The organism is Stenotrophomonas sp. 05N423 (assembly GCF_056397145.1).
Genome location: NZ_JBFTMV010000005.1, coordinates 172,155 through 190,723, shown reverse-complemented (window position 1 = coordinate 190,723; position 18,569 = coordinate 172,155). Strand labels below are relative to the sequence as shown.

The 18,569-nt window shown below is 62.0% G+C and carries 14 protein-coding genes and 1 pseudogene; 9 read left to right on the top strand and 6 right to left on the bottom strand.

The genetic code is table 11. The features are described from left to right. Nucleotides 1-118 precede the first annotated feature (118 nt). Nucleotides 119-1,006, top strand: a complete 888-nt coding sequence (locus AC1DGW_RS10530) for a hypothetical protein (protein ID WP_478022546.1) — start codon at nucleotides 119-121, stop codon at nucleotides 1,004-1,006. Nucleotides 1,007-1,560: 554 nt separating this feature from the next. Here the strand turns inward: AC1DGW_RS10530 and AC1DGW_RS10525 are convergent. Next, nucleotides 1,561-2,130, bottom strand: a complete 570-nt coding sequence (locus tag AC1DGW_RS10525) for a recombinase family protein (RefSeq protein WP_478022544.1) — start codon at nucleotides 2,128-2,130, stop codon at nucleotides 1,561-1,563. 296 nt (nucleotides 2,131-2,426) lie between these two features. On the opposite strand from AC1DGW_RS10525, the gene AC1DGW_RS10520 reads away from it, so the two are divergent. The 5 genes from AC1DGW_RS10520 to AC1DGW_RS10500 are packed head-to-tail and all read left to right on the top strand — an operon-like array spanning nucleotide 2,427 to nucleotide 10,250. Continuing rightward, nucleotides 2,427-4,040 carry a type I restriction-modification system subunit M gene (locus AC1DGW_RS10520; protein WP_478022542.1) on the top strand — a complete coding sequence of 538 codons (1,614 nt, stop codon included), beginning with the start codon at nucleotides 2,427-2,429 and terminating at the stop codon, nucleotides 4,038-4,040. Further along, a complete protein-coding gene (locus tag AC1DGW_RS10515; RefSeq protein ID WP_478022540.1) occupies nucleotides 4,037-5,350 on the top strand; it encodes a restriction endonuclease subunit S in 1,314 nt (437 codons plus the stop codon). Before AC1DGW_RS10520 ends, AC1DGW_RS10515 begins: the two co-directional genes overlap by 4 nt. 9 nt (nucleotides 5,351-5,359) lie before the next feature. Then, the gene (locus AC1DGW_RS10510; RefSeq protein ID WP_478022538.1) at nucleotides 5,360-6,253 is read left to right on the top strand and encodes an OST-HTH/LOTUS domain-containing protein; all 894 of its coding nucleotides are present in this window, start codon (nucleotides 5,360-5,362) and stop codon (nucleotides 6,251-6,253) included. Then, entirely contained in the window at nucleotides 6,250-9,534 is a 3,285-nt protein-coding gene (locus AC1DGW_RS10505; RefSeq protein ID WP_478022535.1) for a type I restriction endonuclease subunit R, read from the top strand. The genes AC1DGW_RS10510 and AC1DGW_RS10505 overlap by 4 nt, the downstream gene beginning before the upstream one ends. Nucleotides 9,535-9,536: 2 nt before the next feature. After that, entirely contained in the window at nucleotides 9,537-10,250 is a 714-nt protein-coding gene (locus AC1DGW_RS10500; protein WP_478022532.1) for a YgjP family zinc-dependent metalloprotease, read from the top strand. A 98-nt stretch (nucleotides 10,251-10,348) separates the two neighbouring features. Here the strand turns inward: AC1DGW_RS10500 and AC1DGW_RS10495 are convergent, their stop codons facing one another. The 5 genes and pseudogenes from AC1DGW_RS10495 to trxA all read right to left on the bottom strand — a co-directional run bounded on the left by AC1DGW_RS10495 (nucleotide 10,349) and on the right by trxA (nucleotide 14,899). Beyond that, entirely contained in the window at nucleotides 10,349-11,026 is a 678-nt protein-coding gene (locus tag AC1DGW_RS10495) for a hypothetical protein (protein ID WP_478022529.1), read from the bottom strand. A 191-nt stretch (nucleotides 11,027-11,217) separates the two neighbouring features. Beyond that, the gene (locus AC1DGW_RS10490; protein ID WP_478022712.1) at nucleotides 11,218-12,114 is read right to left on the bottom strand and encodes a tyrosine-type recombinase/integrase; all 897 of its coding nucleotides are present in this window, start codon (nucleotides 12,112-12,114) and stop codon (nucleotides 11,218-11,220) included. A gap of 147 nt (nucleotides 12,115-12,261) precedes the next feature. Beyond that, nucleotides 12,262-12,441 (bottom strand): annotated as a pseudogene (locus AC1DGW_RS10485) (DUF6538 domain-containing protein); the annotation flags it as partial. A gap of 159 nt (nucleotides 12,442-12,600) precedes the next feature. Then, entirely contained in the window at nucleotides 12,601-14,349 is a 1,749-nt protein-coding gene (gene rho / locus AC1DGW_RS10480; RefSeq protein ID WP_478022527.1) for a transcription termination factor Rho, read from the bottom strand. 220 nt (nucleotides 14,350-14,569) lie between these two features. Then, the gene (gene trxA, locus AC1DGW_RS10475) at nucleotides 14,570-14,899 is read right to left on the bottom strand and encodes a thioredoxin TrxA (RefSeq protein ID WP_055770820.1); all 330 of its coding nucleotides are present in this window, start codon (nucleotides 14,897-14,899) and stop codon (nucleotides 14,570-14,572) included. Nucleotides 14,900-15,098: 199 nt separating this feature from the next. Here trxA and rhlB point away from each other — a divergent pair, with 199 nt between their 5' ends. The 3 genes from rhlB (at nucleotide 15,099) to ftsX (ending at nucleotide 18,563) form a co-directional block, all read left to right on the top strand. After that, nucleotides 15,099-16,775, top strand: coding sequence for an ATP-dependent RNA helicase RhlB (gene rhlB / locus AC1DGW_RS10470; RefSeq protein ID WP_478022525.1), 1,677 nt, complete (start codon nucleotides 15,099-15,101; stop codon nucleotides 16,773-16,775). Between the two features lie 130 nt (nucleotides 16,776-16,905). After that, nucleotides 16,906-17,592 (top strand): cell division ATP-binding protein FtsE, encoded by a 687-nt coding sequence (gene ftsE / locus AC1DGW_RS10465; protein ID WP_478022523.1) that lies wholly within the window; start codon nucleotides 16,906-16,908, stop codon nucleotides 17,590-17,592. Continuing rightward, entirely contained in the window at nucleotides 17,589-18,563 is a 975-nt protein-coding gene (gene ftsX, locus AC1DGW_RS10460; protein ID WP_478022521.1) for a permease-like cell division protein FtsX, read from the top strand. The genes ftsE and ftsX overlap by 4 nt, the downstream gene beginning before the upstream one ends. The last annotated feature ends 6 nt before the right edge of the window (nucleotides 18,564-18,569 follow it).

Sequence of the window (18,569 nt, the reverse complement as noted above, 5' to 3'; positions counted from 1 at the left end):
GCCACAGAATCAGTCCCTCAACGAGTCTCTGAACTTCTGTTCGAGACTGTGGGGTTTAGATGAAGCTAAGCAAATAGCTTTTGACTTCAGCCGAATGGGGCGGGTCGAGCCCTTTACTATGACTCTGCTCGCATCTGAGCTGAAGCGATTTCGTGCTTCTAGACCTCAGACCGAGTTTTTTGCTGAAGGGCATGAGGAAAACACTTACGCTGCGCACATGGGCTTCTTTCAAGGCTTTGGTCTGGCCCACGGTAACAAGCCGGGTGAGGCCTCTGGTAACGCCAACTACTTGCCTTTGACGCATTTGGATGTTGATGGCATAAGGGCTGCGGCCGCAGATGCTTATGAGAACGTTGGAGAGACATTAGACCGGGAGTCCGCGAGGCTGGCTGGCGTGTTGACTCGCGAGAGTGAAGGGCCATTGGTCGACACGCTCACATTCTCAATGAGAGAAATTCTGCGCAATGTTGTCGAGCATTCTGGCGCATCTCAGTTGGCTTACTGTGCTCAGTACTGGCCCACACGGCATCGCGTCGAGATTGCCGTCTTGGATACGGGAATGGGGGTGAGGTCATCCCTTTCGGCCAACCCTCATCTCGCGATTGATTCGGACCGCACAGCCATACAGCTAGCTCTGATGCCTAGCATTTCTGGCAAGATGTTTAAGGGCGTTCGTCGCCGGCCCAATGACCATTGGCAGAACTCTGGTTACGGCCTTTACATGACTAGCCGTCTTTGCAGAAAGGGAGGGAGTTTCTTTATTGCTAGTGGCTGTTCAGGGATTTTTCTGGAGCAGAGCCGTAAAGCTGACTACTCCTGCGACATCCCGGGGACAGCGCTACGTCTTGTTCTGGACACTCATCGGATAGGAGACCTTCACCAGAGTCTGGAGTTGTTCCGCGCTGAGGGCTATCAGATTGCACAGAAGAATTCTGGACCTAATGCCCTGACTCCTTCGTCAGCATCTACAATGCTTGCGCGCGACTTCGCCCCTGAATCCGAATAGTCTTTTTCATGAAACTGCACCAAGGGTTGTGTCAGTGTGGCGAAATAGGATTGCGCTAGCTGTGATTGATTGTTGCGTGCTTGCGGCTGATTCAATAGTAAATCAGGGAGGGCTGACTCCCCTGAGCTGTGTGATAACGATATACCTGAGACCGATGCCTCCCGCGAAGTGAATCCAGTTCTTAAGTTGCAGGTCGAATAGGCATAAACATTATGGGCGCTCCATCGAGGTTGTTGTCGCACTTCTTAAGAGCGTAGTTGGTCAATTCGTTCCTCTTGCAGTCGTTATCCAGTTCGATAAGCCAATTATCGCTATTCGGGAAGTTCAAGTTTGGGTCGCCGCACCGTGCTCCAGAAGTCCTCCACATTTTCCGGACTACTTCCTTGTAGGTCATCGGAGAGCCGGGGAGGCGCATGAGGCAATGGATGTGCCATTGGCTTATCTGTTCGCTGATAGCGATGCTCTCGCAGATATCATTCTTGCAGCCGCCTCCTTGCCGTCTGCTAAGCAGCGCAAGCTGGCGGAGGAGTTGCGGCGGCTGACCAATGACGAGGTTAGGTAGCTTCCTCTTGCGTTTGCAGTGCGCGATACACGCTGCTGCGGCTGATTGAGAAGCGCTCCGCCAATTGCTCGATGCTGAAGCCCTCTTCGATCCGCATCCGCTTGATGCGTTCCTCCTGAGCGGCTGTCAACGCCTTTTTCCGGCCAAACTTGGTCCCTTTCTGCTGGGCGAGCGCGATTCCATCACGCTGACGTTCAGCACGGATGTCAGCCTCAAACTCTGCGAATGCACCCAAGAGGTTGAAGAGGAGGACACCCTCTGCAGTCGATGTGTCCAAGCCTTGGTCTAGAACGCGAAGGCTTACCCCCTTTTTCTTGAGGAGGTCCGCAATCTTTGCCAAGTCGAGGACGCTGCGGGCCATGCGGTCCAGCCTGCTGACCACCAACACATCACCGTCTCGGACGTACTCCAGAGCGGCTTGAAGCTGCGGGCGGTTCTCCGCCTGTCGGCCAGAGCGCTTCTCCTTAAAGACCTTGCTGCAGTTTGCTTTGGTCAACTTATCGAGCTGGACATCCAGCGACTGGCCGACAGTCGAGACACGGGCGTATCCCACAATTTCCATGGTTGCTGTCTCAAAACTCCTAAGAGTTTGTGATCTTATCATTTTGGCATGAGTTGTGGAACGCCAATGGCAGTGTCCCAAGAGGTATACATTTTGAACTGACATGGCAGGAGACCAATCCCCGTCAATGCAGAAAAAGAGGTGGGCCAACTATCAGAGCCGGTGGCCGCCTATGGGGCGTCGCCCCGCGCTCCGGAGCCTTGTTGGGCTACTCTATCGGTGTCGTCACCCTGTAGCTGCCGGGCGCCAGTTGGCGGAGGCTGCGCAGGCTCTTTCCGAAAAGAAGTTCAGCATACATGCGCAACCAACTTAGTCTCGAGGCCCTCGAATCATGGCTTTGGGAGTCTGCCAACATTCTTCGTGGCTCAATCGATTCATCCGACTTCAAGAACTACATCTTCGGTCTGCTGTTCCTCAAGCGCTTCAACGACGTGTTCGAGGAGCGGGTCGCCCAGTTGGTGAAAGATGAAGGCCTGAGCGGCAAGGACGCCGAGGAAGAAGTCGAGGACAAATGGGGGCACTTCCCCACCAGCGCTCGTTGGCCCAACCTTATTGCCCGGACCGAGAACATCGGTGAGGCGCTGGACAAGGCGTTCGCCACCATCGAAGCGAACAACCCCGAACTGCAGCACGTGCTGACCGCCACCCAGTACGGCGACAAGCGTGTGCTGTCCGACGCTACCTTGCAGCGCCTGTTGCGCCACTTCAACCAGTACAAGCTGGGCAATGCCGACCTCTATAAGGCCGACATGCTGGGCGACGCCTACGAGTACCTCATTAAGCAGTTCGCCGACGACGCCGGTAAGAAGGGAGGCGAGTTCTATACGCCTAAGGCGGTGGTGCAACTGGTGGTGGAACTCATCGACCCGCAGCCCGGCCACAGCGTGTACGACCCCACCTGCGGCAGCGGCGGCATGTTGGTGGAAAGCGCCCACCACATCGCCAAGCTGCCGGGTGGCCTGCTTTTGGGCGATAAGCCCAATGTGCTGCTTTTCGGGCAAGAGAAGAACCTTGGCACATGGGCCATCGCCAAGCTGAATCTGTCCCTGCACAACATGCGGGCCGATATTGAGCGCGGTGACACCTTGGTCGAGCCGAAGCATCTCGACGGGGACTACCTGAAGACGTTTGACCGGGTCATTGCCAACCCGCCGTTCTCGGCCAAGCAGTGGTGGTCACCGCTGGAACTGGCCAACGAGGCCGAGCAAGAAGGCGACAAGAAGCCGAAGACGCCGAATTACAAGCAAGTCAGCGACCCCTACGGCCGCTTCGTCTATGGCATCCCGCCGCGTGGCTATGCCGACCTTGCCTTCGCCCAGCACATGCTCGCAAGCCTCAAGGCCGATGGCCGAATGGGCATCATCCTCCCGCACGGGGTCCTGTTCCGCAGCGGCGAGGAGGGCAAGATTCGCGAGGGCCTGCTGTTCGGCACCGACGCGGCCAGCGGCAACCAGCCCGGCGACCTCATCGAGGCCGTCATTGGCCTGCCTTCCGCCTTGTTCTACAACACCGGCATTCCGGCCTGTGTGCTCGTCCTGAACAAGCGCAAGCCTGCTGCGCTCGAGGGTAAGGTCATCATCATCGACGCCAGCCGTGACTACTTTGAAGGCAAGGCCCAGAACAGCCTCCGCCCTGAAGACATCGCTCGCATTGCCAGCACGCACAAAGCGGCCTTCGAACACCGGACGGATGTCGAGAACTACTGTCGGGTCGTCACGCTGGACGAAATCCGCAGCAACGACAGCAATCTCAACATCGCTCGGTACATCGACAACGGCGAGACCGAAGAGACCGTCGATGTGGCGGCCACCTTGTCGCAGTTGGCCGCACTGGCCGAGGAAGAAGCCCAGATTGATGCGCTTCTGAACGGCTACCTAGCTGAGTTGGGGCTGCTGGGGTCAACATCATGAGTGTTGCTGAACGCCCCGGTTATCAGCTCACACCGTTGGGGTGGCTTCCGCTCGACTGGGAGGTTCAACGTCTATCTGCCTTGACGAAGAGCTATGCAGGTGGGACGCCAGACAGAAGTAAATCGGATTACTTTGAAGGTGATATTCCTTGGGTCAAATCGGGTGAAGTCAACTTTCGAAAAATTACGAAAACAGAAGAGCGCATCTCGGAAATTGCGCTTTCTAAATCATCTGCGAAGCTGGCTGAAAGCGGTTCTGTACTGGTTGCGATGTACGGGGCAACGGCCGGTAAGGTTGCTCGCCTGAAAATTGACGCTGCTATCAATCAAGCCGTTCTTTCCATTAGGTCCATCGGAGGTGCGATTGATAATGATTTCTTGTTCTGGGTGATGGAGAGCAGCACAGAAAAGCTGCTTTCGATGTGTCAGGGTGCTGCTCAACCTAATTTGAGCAAGGGTCTCATTGACGGGTTGGAAGTCGCCACTCCCCCGCTCCCCGAACAACAAAAAATCGCCGCCATCCTGACGGCCGTGGACGACAAGCTGGACGTGATTGCACGCCAGATTGAAGCCACCAAGACCCTCAAGCAAGGGCTAATGCAGACCCTGTTCACCCGGGGTGTCGGCACCCAAGATACCGATGGCCGCTGGGTGCCGCACGCCGAGTTCAAGGAGAGTGAGCTTGGGGAGATTCCGGCGGGTTGGACCTTGATGCCGCTCGAAGAATTGGCAATTGAGAACATCACCTACGGAGTCGTTCAGCCCGGTGAAAGCGTTGAGGGCGGCATTCCGCTTGTACGTGGTGGCGACATCAAAGGCGGTCGGATTGCAGCAAACCTCCGCACCATCTCAACGGAAATCTCTAATCAGTTCAAGAGGACGATTCTCAAAGGGGGCGAGCTTCTGGTGTCGCTCGTGGGCTACCCCGGTGAAACAGCCGTGGTCCCTAGCCAACTTGCCGGAGCGAACATTGCCCGGCAGGCTGGAATGATTCGTACCGGGAGCGTGTCTACGTCTGAGTTCATCCACTACTACTTGTCGTCTCCAGTCGGTAAGTCATTCTTGCTCGTAGGGATGATTGGGTCGGCGCAGCAGGTCATCAACCTCAAAGCGCTTCGCGAAGTCCTCATCCCGCTGCCATCTGTCGCAGAACGGGTGCGCATCTGCTCTATCTGTTCTGCCGTGACCAAGAAGCTCCAAGCACTCGAAGACAAGCAATCGAGCTTCCAAGACCTGAAGCGGGGCCTGATGCAGAAGCTCCTCACGGGCGAATGGCGGGTCAACGTGGTCGCTAGCGCGACCGGAACGTAAGGGTCAGACATGGCGTCGCAGGCATTGCTCCCCCCAGACCCACCGCTTGAACTGCAGCGCGATGTGCAGCGCAAGCTGGGGCGGTGCCTGCTTCGTCTGCAGCAATACGAAATCCTGCTCAAGGCATTGGTGGCTCTCGGTGACATTGCCGGGCCACCTGCGGAGTTGCAGTCAGTCCGGGACGCACAGGTGGCCTGCGCCCAGAAAAAGACCTTGGGCAGCTTGGTCGGCATGCTGACCGAGCGCCATCTGACCTCGACCGAGGAGGATGACAGCACCGATGAGCCGCAGGGCGATGGCGGCATGTGGTTCCGCTTCCGCTTTCACGTAGGGCTGGATGCCAGACAGCATCAAGCCACCACGGCGGCATTGAAAGAGTTGGTGGACCTGCGCAACGAGTTGGTTCACCACTTCCTGCAGCGCTTCAACATCTGGGAGCCGCAGGGCTGCGAGGCCGCCGATGCCTATCTGGATGCCAGCTACGAGACCATCGACGGCCACTACCTGACCTTGCGCGACTGGGCGCAGGGCATGGATGAGGCCCGCGCGGCGATGGCCTCGTTCATGAGCACGACGACGTTCGAAGACCTGCTGGTCAATGGCATTGCACCGGACGGCACGGTGGACTGGCCTGCCAGCGGGGCCGTGCGCTGCCTGCGCGAAGCCGAGACCCGGTTCGCGACCGAGGGGTGGACTCTGCTCAACACCGCGACCCCATGGATTCGCGCACAACACCCTGACCAGCATCCCCAGCGCTACGGCTGTGGCAGTTGGCGGCAAGTCATTCACGAGTCTCGGCAATTCGAGATTCGCAGGACGGTGAACACAGAACAAGGCTGCGGCGAGATCTGGTATCGCAGCCGTCAGGAGGAAGCCGGCATGCAAGGGAAGAAAAGCTCATGAGCCAGTCACCTGAAAAGACTGGTGTCGAAACGCCTGCCATCGAGTCGCTGCTCAAGCTGGGCTACACCCATCTGCCCGGCCATGCGGTGCGGGTAGAGCACCGCCACCTCGCCCCGGTGCTTGAGGATGTGCTTCGGCCCCGGCTGCTGGCCCTGAACCCGTGGCTGGCCACGGCGCCCGGTGGGGTGGATGCAGCCTTGATTGAATTGCGCAAGCGGGTCAACGACGAACTGCTGCCAGCCAACAAGGCGTTCTGGGAGCAGGTGGTGCACCGCTCGGACATTCAGGTGAAGGATGCCGAGGGCAAGCCGCGCAGCGTGCGCTTCTTCGACGCGGACACGGTCGCCCACAACGATTTCCATGTGGTGGACCAGTACGTCGGCAGGAATGCCGATGGCGACCTGTTCCGGCCGGACCTGCTCCTGTTCGTCAACGGCCTGCCGCTGGCCGTCGTCGAATGCAAAGCCAGCCACCATCGCTTGGACGAAGCGCTGGCGCAATTGGATGGCTACCAAGCCAGCTTTCCCGCCCAGTTCGTGTTCAACCAAGTTTGTGTGGGCCTCAACCGCAGACAGGGCTTGTATGGCGCCATCCTGACCAAGCCGGCCTTCTACGCACGCTACCGGCTGCAGGACGCGGAACTGGCTGCGGTGACTGCCGTGCTGGGTGCTGACCCGAGTGAGCAGGACCAACTGCTGTGGGCCTTGTTCGAGCCGGGCCGGTTTTTGGAACTCATCACGCACTTCGTCCTGTTTGAGACCCGCGACGGCAGGACAGTCAAGAAGCTGCCGCGCTATCAGCAGTGGCGGGCGGTGCGTAAGACCATCGCCCGGTTGACGGCAGCCCAGCCCATTGGCGGGGTGGTGTGGCACACGCAGGGCAGTGGTAAGTCGCTCACCATGGCACTTCTGGCCCGGATGCTGCGGTCAGACAGCACGGGCTTGAACAACCCGACCGTGCTGGTGCTGACTGACCGCAAGGACCTCGACAAGCAAATCTTCGACACCTTCCACGCCGTGGGTATTAAGGCCATTCAGGCGGTGTCGGTGGACGGCTTGGTCAAGCTGCTGGGCAATGACTACGGCAGCGTGTTCACCAGCACGGTGCAGAAGTTCCAAGAGAACGAACCTGCTGCTGATGCCAGCGACAGCGCAGCGGATGAGGAAGATGACCTTCTGCAAGCCACCCGGCATAGACGGGTGCGCGAGGGCAAGGACTTCTTCATGTTGGAGGAGCGCAATGTCAACTTCGGCAAGCACGATGAGGACGGTGTGCTGCTGGACGCCAAGTGGGAAGAGGTCAGCCGGGAGAAGGTGAACTTCCGGGTACTGAGCGCCAAGCCGAACTTCTATGTGCTGGTGGATGAAGCACATAGAAGCCAGTACGACTTCTTGGCGGCCTTCATGCGGGCCAGCCTGCCCAATGCCAAGTTCATCGCCTTCACCGGCACACCACTGCTGAACGACGACAAGCACACCTTGGCCGAGTTCGGCGGCGACACCTACATCGACGAATACCGCTTGCACGAGGCGGTGGCTGACGGTGCCACGCTGCCCATCAAGTACCAAGACGCATGGGTGAAGCTCGCGCCCAGCAGCAAGCTGGACCAAGCCTTCAAGGACCAGTTCGCGCAGGAAGACGAAGCCAGACAGCAGGCCCTGAAGAAGGAACTGCTGGCCCGGTGGCGGCAGGCCGGGGACCGCATGGAGCAGGTGGCGGCGCATCTGGTGGAGCACTTCATCACCAACGTGCAAGCCAAGGGCCTGAAAGCCATGCTGGTTTGCGACGGCCGCGACATGGCGGTTCGGTACAAGGACCTGCTGGATGGGCTGATGCAGGAGCGGAAGGCCAAGGGCTTGCCGACCTTTGAAAGCCGCGTCGTCATCTCGCTGGCCAGTGCCACCGCATCACGCTCGGGCGCCAGCGAACACGAAGAGGCCGCAGAGCGCGGGGCGGACAAGGAAGCGGTTCAGACCATCGAAGAGCGGGTCAAGGCTGAAATCAAGGCGGGCAAGCAGCCCGTCGCATTGCCGACCGAGCAGATTGCCAACTTCGTTTCCAAGCTGTTCCCGCTGCCCTACGGCGACGAGTCCAAGGGCAAGGACGGGCAGCTGCATGCGAACAACATCGGCCTTTGCATAGTGTCCGACATGCTCTTAACGGGATGGGACGCCCCCATCGTGGGCACCATGTACCTCGACAAGCCGCTGAAGGAGCACACGCTGCTGCAGGCCATTGCACGGGTGAACCGGACGATGGCAGGCAAGAACGCGGGCTACATCGTGGACTACCACGGTGTGGTGGAGCACCTTGACCACGCGCTGAAGATTTACGGTGGCGAGGTTCAACCGGCCCAAGTGTGGGAGGGGGTGGAAAGCGAGTTGCCCAAGCTGCAGGCCACCCTCGACCGCATCCTGACCCTGCTACCAAAGAAGCACGACCCGGTCAGCCAGCGCGAGGACTACAAGGACGATGCCGAGCGTATCCTCGACCCCGCCACGCGGTTGGACGTAGTAGAGGACTTCCTCGACTTGGTGAAGCGCTTCAACCGGAGCATCGACATCATCTTGCCGGATGTGCGGGGTGTGCCCTTTAAGCCCTACTTCACGCTGTTCGCGGAAATCCGGCTGATGCTGCGCGACAAGCTGCCCGGTGCGACCCATCGCGAGCGCATCACGCGACTGGAATCCGCGCTGCTGCAGCAATTGCTGGACGAGTACATCGACGCCAGCCCGGCCAAGAGCCTACTGGGCAAAGAGGTGTCCATTCTGGACGCCAGCGACATGGCCCGTCTGAAAAAGCTGGCCACTCCCGGCAGTCGGGCGCTGGTCATGAAGAACCAGTTGAAGCACACGATTGCAACCGGCAGAGACAAGGACCCAGCCTTCTTCAACAAGCTGGCTGAGGAGCTTGAAAAGCTGCTGGCTGAGGAAGCTGCGGGACGCATCAGTCAGGCGCAATTCTTGGAGCAACTCGACCTGTTCGGGCAACGCGTCGCGGACAAGGACAAGACCGGTTTCGAGCACCCGGCCCATTCGGCGGTCTATCACTATCTGGCTTCGCTGCTCAGTGAGGACACGGCACGCATCGCCACGACCAAGCTGTTCGAGGATGCCGACCTGAGCCGCACCATGGCGGCGGCAAACTGGAAGCAGATGCACGACCTGCACCCTGAGTTGCGAGCACTGCTGCACAAGCTGCTGATTCCGCTCGCAGGGTGGGAGCGTTCGGTGGCGCGGGAGCACGCCAAGCGCATCATGGACATCCTGCTGAAGAACTGACGATGCCGCTGCTCCAGTACGGCCAAACCACCATCGAGTGGCGGTTCCAGCCCGACCCAGAACTGAAACGGCACTACGTGACCGTGGAGCATGGGCGGCCGGTGCTGCTGCGCGGGCCGATGGTGGACGTGGCCGAACAGGAAGCTCTAGTCCGCCGCCGCGCTCGTTGGATTCGCGAGAAGCTGGTGCTGGTCAATCAGCCGCAGGCCAGTGATGCCATCGTTACCGGCAGCCGTTTGCGTTACTGCGGCCGAAGCTACTTCACCGAGGTCCGGCATGCCCCGGAACTAGACAAGCCCCGGCTGACCTTCACCGCCTCGCGCTTCATCGTTGAGACCCCCGAGGGCCTCAGCATCCAGCCGGACACGCTCGCGGCGCTGATGGAGCAGTTCTACCGTGAACGTGCTCAAGACAAGCTGTTGGTGCGGGTGCGCCATTGGGAGCGGAAGACCGGCATGCAAGCCCATGGCGCCCGCGTTCGCGTGTTCCAAAGTAGGTGGGCCAGTTGCGATGCACGCAACGTGCTGGAGTTCCATCCAAGGGTGATGGAGCTACCGACCAGCGTGCAGGACTACGTCATCGTCCACGAGCTGTGCCACACGGTTGAGAAGAGCCATACGAAGGCGTTCTGGTCGCTGGTGGCGCGGCACATGCCCGACTGGCAGCGGCAGCACGATGCCCTAGAGAGAGCGCTAATTCGCGATGCGGCGTGGTGAGTTCAAGGGAGGCATGGTTGAATCGGGTCATTCAACAGCTTTCCCGATACAGGCTAGTTGTCGCCGTTCAAGGTATACAGGTCCGCTGCTACGCAGATTTAGTGGTATGCGTTGAGTTTCGCATTTCCCTTTAGACGGAAGACGACTCCTTCCGGCCCCTTTGGTCGCAGGAAAAAGACGTTGTCCCCTTTCGGCCAATGAGTCGTTTGCAGGTCTTTTGTAAGGTACTTCGCCAATCCGTCGGTGTCATAGACTTTCCGCACATCAATACGGTCTAGGGCAGACATCGGCCTATTGAAGTCATCACGAAGCCATAGGGCCGCTTCGTTCACTATGGCAGTGAACCGCTCGTCACTTAGGTCGGCGTCTGGCTTCTGAACAAGAACATGAAAGTGAAGGCGGCCGCGTAACTCTTGGCTCCGTTTGTGTCGTTCCGCGACAATGGTGGCGTGAATTCCATCGCCTTTTTTCTTCCATCTAGGCCCCCAGATTGAACGATTGATGTGCTTCGTGCAGTCCCATAAGCCATCAATAGCTCTCGCATCGCTGTATGGATGCATGTATGAGTGCGTCCACATATAGGCGTAAGGGGAGGCAGAACCTAAGAATTCCTTCCAAGCGCCATATAGCTGAACACTAGAGGTGCTATCGGCTGGAGCCTCGTTCGTGTTCCCATCGAATAATTCATCGGTGTGGTGTTGAGGCAAGGTGTCCTGCTTGACCTCGATGGCGCCACGATAGCGCGAGTAGTTGGCAATCCTTTCAGTGATGTACATGCTTTTCTCCTAAATTATTAGCTTGTTTTGGATACTTCTCTCCTTTATTGGGAGGGGGTCAATCTGCGGGACTAGCCTCAGCAGCAAGCAGTTTTTCTATGACTGCCTACTAGTTAGTGCTGGGAAAATTAGTGATATCCAGAATTAACGTGACATACGTCACAAATATGAAAGTTTGAGGGCGGGCAGCCTTACTGTTTTATGAAGGAAGCAGCCGCGTTCTCCACTTCATGCGGATAGCCTACTGCTCGGCCAGTCGCTGCCTGCGTGGCCTCCGTGGCTCCGCCGCTATAGACCTGAAACGCCAGAGTCGGAAGCGAGTGGCCGACGTAGCGTGCAATGTGAACTTGGTCAATGCCGAGGTTCTCAAGGCGAGTGATGAAGGTGCGACGTAGGGAGTGGAAGTCGGTTGCTCCCGTAAGGCCGCGTCCATTCCGGTGATAGCGGAAGGCTTGTCCGACATGCCATGAGAGCTTCTTGTCGTAGCCGCCGCCCTTCAGTTCGTGGAAGAGTTGTGCAGTGGCGGGGCCTTTTCTCCTGTGTCGCTTCTTCAGAACTGCAAATGGGACGGGGTGCGCTATAGCGAGGGTACGGGCGCCTGCATTCGTCTTGCTCTTGACGATTTGCATGTATGCAATACCGCCTTCAAAGCGGATGTCGCCTTGGGCCAGCGAACAGATTTCGTCGATACGGGCACCCGTGTAGAGGCCGAGTACCATGACCTCTCGTAGTGCCGGATAGGTCGGGTTGCCTGAAAACAGAGCGACCAGTTCAGGCATGGTGTATGGGCGCTTCTTGGGCTTGGTCCGTTCACTTTCGTTCTTGCCTAGACGAAAGCCCTTCCAAGGATTCATTCCCTTGGGCGTGTAACACCGTAAAGCCATCCACTCCCAGAACGCGCCTAGAGCACTCAGCTTTCGCCTCCGGGTACTTGGGCTATCAGGGGACTTGAGTAGCCGCTCGTCCACGTAGGCAGCCGCCAGAGCGGCTGTGACACTGTTTGGGTCGAGGTCTCCGCCAAGATAGCTGCGCAGTTCCTTGTAGGTCTGCCTGCGCTGGAACTGGACGGTCTTGACGGCGCTGGTCATGGTCCAGTCCTCGGACAGAGCATCTAGGCCCGTTGTCGGCCTCAGGTCGAAGTGTGCGGCCGTCAGTGGAACTGGGGCGGGCACTCCACGTATCCCGCTCGGCATATGAAGGGAGAGAGAGGCGAGTGCCCCGCTCTCAAGCGAATCGAGATAGGCGCGGACTTGGGCGAGGGCCAGCCACTTCCGGCGGTTCGCTTCGTCAAGGTCGCGGGTATGCAGGGCACGTCGGATGTGTGTGTTCCCGACCTTGCCGCGTAGCGCGACAGGTACCTTGATACGGATGTACCAAGACTGGCCCAGCTGCTGTAGGTAATGTCTCTTGCTCAATCCCCTGTCCTCGCGGTCAAGGGGTTCTTGAGCTGTCTGGTGGTCAAGGTTGGTGGTCAAACCCGGTGGTCAGACCGCCAATCCCGGCTCATCACTATCCCGATACGAACAGGGCCTCCGGTTGTCCGAAGGCCCTGTTTTCAAGCAATTTCCTATGGATTACCGCTTCATCGAGCCGAAGAACTCGTCGTTGGACTTGGTGTTCTTCATCTTGTCCAGCAGGAATTCCATCGCCGCGATCTCGTCCATCGGGTGCAGCAGCTTGCGCAGGATCCAGATCTTCTGCAGCAGTTCCGGTTCGATCAGCAGGTCCTCGCGGCGGGTGCCGGAGCGGTTGATGTCGATGGCCGGGTAGACGCGCTTCTCGGTGATGCGGCGGTTCAGGTGCACTTCGCTGTTGCCGGTGCCCTTGAACTCCTCGTAGATCACCTCGTCCATCTTCGAGCCGGTCTCGACCAGCGCGGTGGCGATGATGGTCAGGCTGCCGCCTTCCTCCACGTTGCGCGCCGCGCCGAAGAAACGCTTCGGGCGGTGCAGGGCGTTGGCGTCCACGCCGCCGGTCAGCACCTTGCCGGAGCTGGGCACGACGTTGTTGTAGGCGCGGGCCAGGCGGGTGATCGAGTCGAGCAGGATCACCACGTCCTTCTTGTGCTCAACCAGGCGCTTGGCGCGCTCGATCACCATTTCGGCGACCTGCACGTGGCGCGCGGCGGGTTCGTCGAAGGTCGAGGAGACCACTTCGCCGCGCACGGTGCGCTGCATTTCGGTCACTTCTTCCGGGCGCTCGTCCACCAGCAGCACGATCAGGTGCACTTCCGGGTGGTTGGTGGTGATGGCCGTGGCGATCTGCTGCATCATCATCGTCTTGCCCGCCTTGGGCGGGGAGACGATCAGCGCGCGCTGGCCCTTGCCCTGCGGCGCCATCAGGTCGAGGATGCGACCGGTGATGTCTTCCGAGGAGCCGTTGCCGCGCTCCAGGGTGAAGCGCTTGCGCGGGAACAGCGGGGTCAGGTTCTCGAACAGCACCTTGTTCTTGGATGCTTCGATCGGCTCACCGTTGATGGTGTCGACGATGTTCAGCGCGAAGTAGCGCTCGCCGTCCTTCGGGAAGCGGATGCGGCCGGAGATGTGGTCGCCGGTGCGCAGGTTGAAGCGGCGGATCTGGCTGGGCGAGATGTAGGTGTCGTCCGGGCCGGCCAGGTAGCTGGCCTCGGCCGCGCGCAGGAAGCCGAAGCCGTCCGGCAGGATCTCCAGCACGCCGTCGGCGGCGACGCCGTCGCCGTGGCGGGTCAGCACCTTGAGCAGGGCGAAGATCACGTCCTGCTTGCGTGCGCGGGCCACGCCGTCCTGGATGCTGAGCTGCTCGGCGATCTCCAGCAGCTTGTGCGCCGGCATCCGCTTCAGGTCGCTCAGCGAATAGGCCGGGAAGCCTTCGGGTACGTTCGGGTGCGGGCGCGGCACGAAGGTCTCGTTGCCGCCGTCCTGCGGCATGCCGTTGTCGTCGCGGAAACGGTCGCGGTTGCGGTCGCGGCGGTTGCGGAAGCGGTCGCGGCGGTTGCCCTGACCCTGGCCTTGGCCCTGCTGGCCCTGCTGGCCCTGCTGGTTCTGCTGGCCGTGGCGCTGGGCGTTGTTGCCGTCGTTGCCGCGCGGCTCGCCGCCTTCCTGGCCACCGTGCGGGTTGCCGGCCGGCGCGGACGCCTGGCCTTCATTGCCGGGAGCAGGGGCGGTGGGGGCGGGAGAAGCGTCGCCGGCCGGCAACGGCAGGGCGGACTGGGCGGGAGCGGTGACGGCGGGAGCGGGGCTGCTGCTGTCGCCGGCCTCGGAGGCCTTGGCGACACGCGGCTTGCGCACGCGCTTCTCGACGGGCGCGTCGGCGCTCCCGGTTTCGGAAGGAGTGTTCTCGGACAAGTGCTTGATTCCTCTCGCTGACGTGCGAGCGCCCGATGGGGCGGCGAACTGGTTGGGAATGATCCGGACGAGAACCCGGCCGGAGGGTGCGGCAGGCGAATGCTGCCGGATGCGGCGACACTAACACCGCCGCGCGCGGCGGTGCAAGGTGGCGGGAAACGCCCGTTGGGCCGGCGGCAAGGCTGGCCCGGAGCCGGCGGCCAGGCCGCCGGCGGGAAGGTCAGACCAGCGCCTTGTCGATCATCTGGCTCAGCTGGCCCTTGCCGACGGCGCCGATCTGGGTGGCCTGGATCTGGCCATCCTTGAACAGCAGCAGCATCGGGATCGAGCGCACGTGGTACTTGACCGCGGTGGCGCGGTTCTCGTCGACGTTGAGCTTGGCGATCTTCAACTTGCCGTCGTAGGCGTCGGCAAGCTCGTCCAGCACCGGCGAGATCATCTTGCAGGGGCCGCACCACTCAGCCCAGAAGTCCACCAGCACGGGGGTGTCGGACTGCAGCACGGCGGCGTCGAAATCGGCATCGCCGACGTGTAGAACCTTATCGCTCACTTGAGGAGTCTCCTGGGGCAATGCGACGGCCCATGCCGGGTTGGCTGCCGCATTGCGCTAAACTGGGGCATTGCGCGGACTTAAAGGCTTGGCCTTGGCGTCGCGCGACCCGGCGCAGGGGCCGCAGTGTGCGACGGTGCCCGATACGATGCAAGCCGCCCGGCCAACCTGGCCGACTGGCACTACACAAGACCGAATAATGAGCGACAAACCGCTGACCGATGTGACTTTTTCCTCCTTCGAACTGCAACCGGCGCTGCTGGCCGGGCTGGAAGGAGCCGGATTCACCCGTTGTACCCCGATCCAGGCGCTGACCCTGCCGGTGGCTCTGCCCGGTGGCGACGTCGCCGGCCAGGCGCAGACCGGCACCGGCAAGACGCTGGCCTTCCTGGTGACGGTCATCAACCGGCTGCTGAGCCGGCCGGCGCTGGCCGACCGCAAGCCGGAAGACCCGCGCGCGCTGATTCTGGCGCCGACCCGCGAACTGGCCATCCAGATCCACAAGGACGCGATGAAGTTCGCCTCCGACTCTGGCCTGCGTTTCGCCCTGGTCTACGGCGGTGTCGACTACGACAAGCAGCGCGAGCTGCTGCAGAAGGGTGTGGACGTGATCATCGCCACCCCGGGCCGCCTGATCGACTACGTCAAGCAGCACAAGGTGGTTTCGCTGCACGCCTGCGAGATCTGCGTGCTGGACGAAGCCGACCGCATGTTCGACCTGGGCTTCATCAAGGACATCCGCTTCCTGCTGCGGCGCATGCCCGAGCGCACCACGCGCCAGACCCTGCTGTTCTCGGCCACCCTCAGCCACCGCGTGCTGGAGCTGGCCTACGAGCACATGAACGAGCCGCAGAAGCTGGTGGTGGAAACCGACAACATCACTGCCGACCGCGTGCGCCAGCGCATCTACTTCCCGTCCGACGAGGAAAAGCTGCCGCTGCTGCTGGGCCTGCTTTCGCGCAGCGAGGGCGCTCGCACCATGGTGTTCGTCAATACCAAGGTGTTCGTCGAGCGCGTGGCGCGCTCGCTGGAGCGGGCGGGCTACCGCGTCGGCGTGCTGTCCGGCGACGTGCCGCAGAAGAAGCGCGAGAGCCTGCTCAACCGCTTCCAGAAGGGCCAGCTGGAAATTCTCGTCGCCACCGACGTGGCGGCGCGCGGCCTGCACATCGACGGCATCAAGTACGTCTACAACTACGACCTGCCGTTCGACGCCGAGGACTACGTGCACCGCATCGGCCGCACCGCGCGGCTGGGCGAGGAAGGCGATGCGATCAGCTTCGCCTGCGAACGCTATGCGATGAGCCTGCCGGACATCGAGGCCTACATCGAGCAGAAGATTCCCTCCGAGCCGGTCACCAAGGAATTGCTGACCGCGCTGCCGCGCCCGGAGCGTGCGGCGCCGGCCGAGGGCGATGGCGAAGAGAACGAGAGCGTCGGCGCGATCTTCCGCGAAGCGCGCGAAGCCCGTGCCGCCGAGGAAGAGCGTCGTGGTGGTGGCCGCAGTGGCGGTCGTTCCGGCGGCGGCCATGGCGAACGCCGCGACGGCGAGCGTCGTTCGCGTGGCCCGCGCAAGCCGCGCGTGGAAGGTGAGCAGGCGGCGGCTTCCGCCGACGCCGCACCGGCCCCGCGTCCGCCCCGCCCGCCGCGTGCCGAAGGCGCGCCGGAAGCCGCGGTGGACGGCGAGCGCGCACCGCGCAAGCGTCGCCGTCGCCGCCACGGTCGTCCGGTCGAGGGCGCCGAAACCGCCGCCGCGGTGGCCGTCGGCAATGGCCCGGTGCAGGTGCCGGCCACGCCGATGCGCGCGGCCGGCAACGACAGCGATTCGTTCCTGACCCGCCTGGGCCGCAAGATCCGCCGGATGCTGTCGGGCGATTGATCGCGATGGCGCCGGCCGGTGGCCGGCCGCCTTGTCGACCGCAGGAGCGCACCCCGGTGCGCTCCTGTTTCGTTTCCGCCATCGCCCCGCGCGATGCACGCCGCGCGTCCGCCTCCGGCATAATCGGCGCATGAGCGTCCTGCGTTTCGACAATGTCAGCAAGCACTATGCGGGCGGCCACCAGGCACTGGTGGACGTCAGCTTCGAGGTGGCGGCCGGCGAGATGTTGTTCGTCACCGGCCATTCCGGTGCCGGCAAGAGCACCCTGCTGAAACTGATCCACCTGAGCGAGCGCCCGACCCGTGGCGCGGTGCTGTTCGGCGAGCGCAACCTGCTCAAGGTGCGCGGCGGTCAGGTGGCTTTGCACCGCCGCAACGTCGGCGCGGTCCACCAGGACCATCGCCTGCTGACCGACCGCACCGTCGGCGAGAACGTGGCGCTGCCGCTGATCCTGCGCGGCGATCGTCGCGCCGATACCGGCAAGCGGGTGCGTTCGGTGCTTGAGCGCATGGGCCTGGGGCATCGCGAGAAGGCGTTGCCCACGCAGTTGTCGGCCGGCGAGCAGCAGCGCGTCGGCATCGCCCGCGCGATCGTCGCCGAGCCGAAGCTGCTGGTGGCCGACGAGCCGACCGGCAACCTCGACCCGACCCTCGCCGCGGAAATCATGTCCCTGTTCGCCGAACTGCCCGGCCGCGGCACCAGCGTGCTGGTGGTCAGCCACGACCTGCCGCTGCTCAAGCACATGCGCAAGCGCGTGCTGATCCTCGACCACGGCCGCCTGGTCGACGACATCTCGCCGCAGGATCTGGCCGAATGAGCAAGGGCACGAAGAAGGAGACGGCGGACAAGGCCGTCAATACCGGAGCCGTCGCGCCGTCGCGGCTGGGCGTGTGGTTCGCCCACCACCTGCACAGCGTCGTCTTCAGCCTCGGCCGCGCACTGCGCAAGCCCTGGGCGACGGCGTTGACCGTGGCGGTAATGGCGCTGGCGCTGGCGCTGCCGCTGGGCCTGTCGATCGCGCTGGACAACATGAAGGTGTTCTCCGGCAGCGTGCAGCAGTCGCGCGACATCAATCTGTTCCTCAAGCCCGAGGTCGACGGTGCCACCGCGCAGGACGTGGCCGCGAGCCTGCGCGCGCGCGCCGACGTCGCCGGCGTGGTGCTGCGCACGCCCGACGAGGGCCTGGCCGAGCTGCGCGAGAGCGCCGGGCTGGGCGAGGCGATCGACGCGCTCGGCGGGAACCCGCTGCCTACCCTGTTGATCGTTACCCCGGCGGGCGGCGAAGACATGGCGCTGGCCAAGGCGCTGGAAGCGCTGCCGCAGGCCGACCTGGTCCAGCACGATGCGCTGTGGCGCCAGCGCCTCGACGCCTGGCTTGGCTTCGGTGCGCGGCTGGTGCAGGTGCTGTCGCTGCTGCTGGGGTTGGGCGCGGTGCTGGTGGTCGGCAATACCGTGCGCTTGGACATCCAGGCGCGGCGCGAGGAGATCGGCGTACTGCAGCTGCTGGGCGCCAGCGACGGCTTCATCCGCCGTCCCTTCATCTATCTGGGCGCCTGGTACGGACTGGGGGCGGGCGCCTTGGCATTGGCGCTGATCGGCGCCTGCGGGCTGGCCCTGCGCCCGCCGCTGGCGGCGCTGTCGGGCAGCTATGGCAGCCCGTTCACCCTGCATGGGCTCGATGCACTGCATTCGGGGCTGGTGCTGCTGGGCACGGTCGTCCTGGGCTGGCTGGGTGCGTGGCTGGTGACCGGGCACTTCCTCAGGCAGACTCGCCCGACCGATACCTGACACGCG

Coding starts and splice junctions, on each gene's coding strand:
- AC1DGW_RS10530 (WP_478022546.1), top strand. CDS start 119: ATGACTCTGCTCGCATCTGAGCTGAAGCGATTTCGTGCTTCTAGACCT.
- AC1DGW_RS10525 (WP_478022544.1), bottom strand. CDS start 2,130: ATGGAAATTGTGGGATACGCCCGTGTCTCGACTGTCGGCCAGTCGCTG.
- AC1DGW_RS10520 (WP_478022542.1), top strand. CDS start 2,427: ATGCGCAACCAACTTAGTCTCGAGGCCCTCGAATCATGGCTTTGGGAG.
- AC1DGW_RS10515 (WP_478022540.1), top strand. CDS start 4,037: ATGAGTGTTGCTGAACGCCCCGGTTATCAGCTCACACCGTTGGGGTGG.
- AC1DGW_RS10510 (WP_478022538.1), top strand. CDS start 5,360: ATGGCGTCGCAGGCATTGCTCCCCCCAGACCCACCGCTTGAACTGCAG.
- AC1DGW_RS10505 (WP_478022535.1), top strand. CDS start 6,250: ATGAGCCAGTCACCTGAAAAGACTGGTGTCGAAACGCCTGCCATCGAG.
- AC1DGW_RS10500 (WP_478022532.1), top strand. CDS start 9,537: ATGCCGCTGCTCCAGTACGGCCAAACCACCATCGAGTGGCGGTTCCAG.
- AC1DGW_RS10495 (WP_478022529.1), bottom strand. CDS start 11,026: ATGTACATCACTGAAAGGATTGCCAACTACTCGCGCTATCGTGGCGCC.
- AC1DGW_RS10490 (WP_478022712.1), bottom strand. CDS start 12,114: ATGACCAGCGCCGTCAAGACCGTCCAGTTCCAGCGCAGGCAGACCTAC.
- rhlB (WP_478022525.1), top strand. CDS start 15,099: ATGAGCGACAAACCGCTGACCGATGTGACTTTTTCCTCCTTCGAACTG.
- ftsE (WP_478022523.1), top strand. CDS start 16,906: ATGAGCGTCCTGCGTTTCGACAATGTCAGCAAGCACTATGCGGGCGGC.
- ftsX (WP_478022521.1), top strand. CDS start 17,589: ATGAGCAAGGGCACGAAGAAGGAGACGGCGGACAAGGCCGTCAATACC.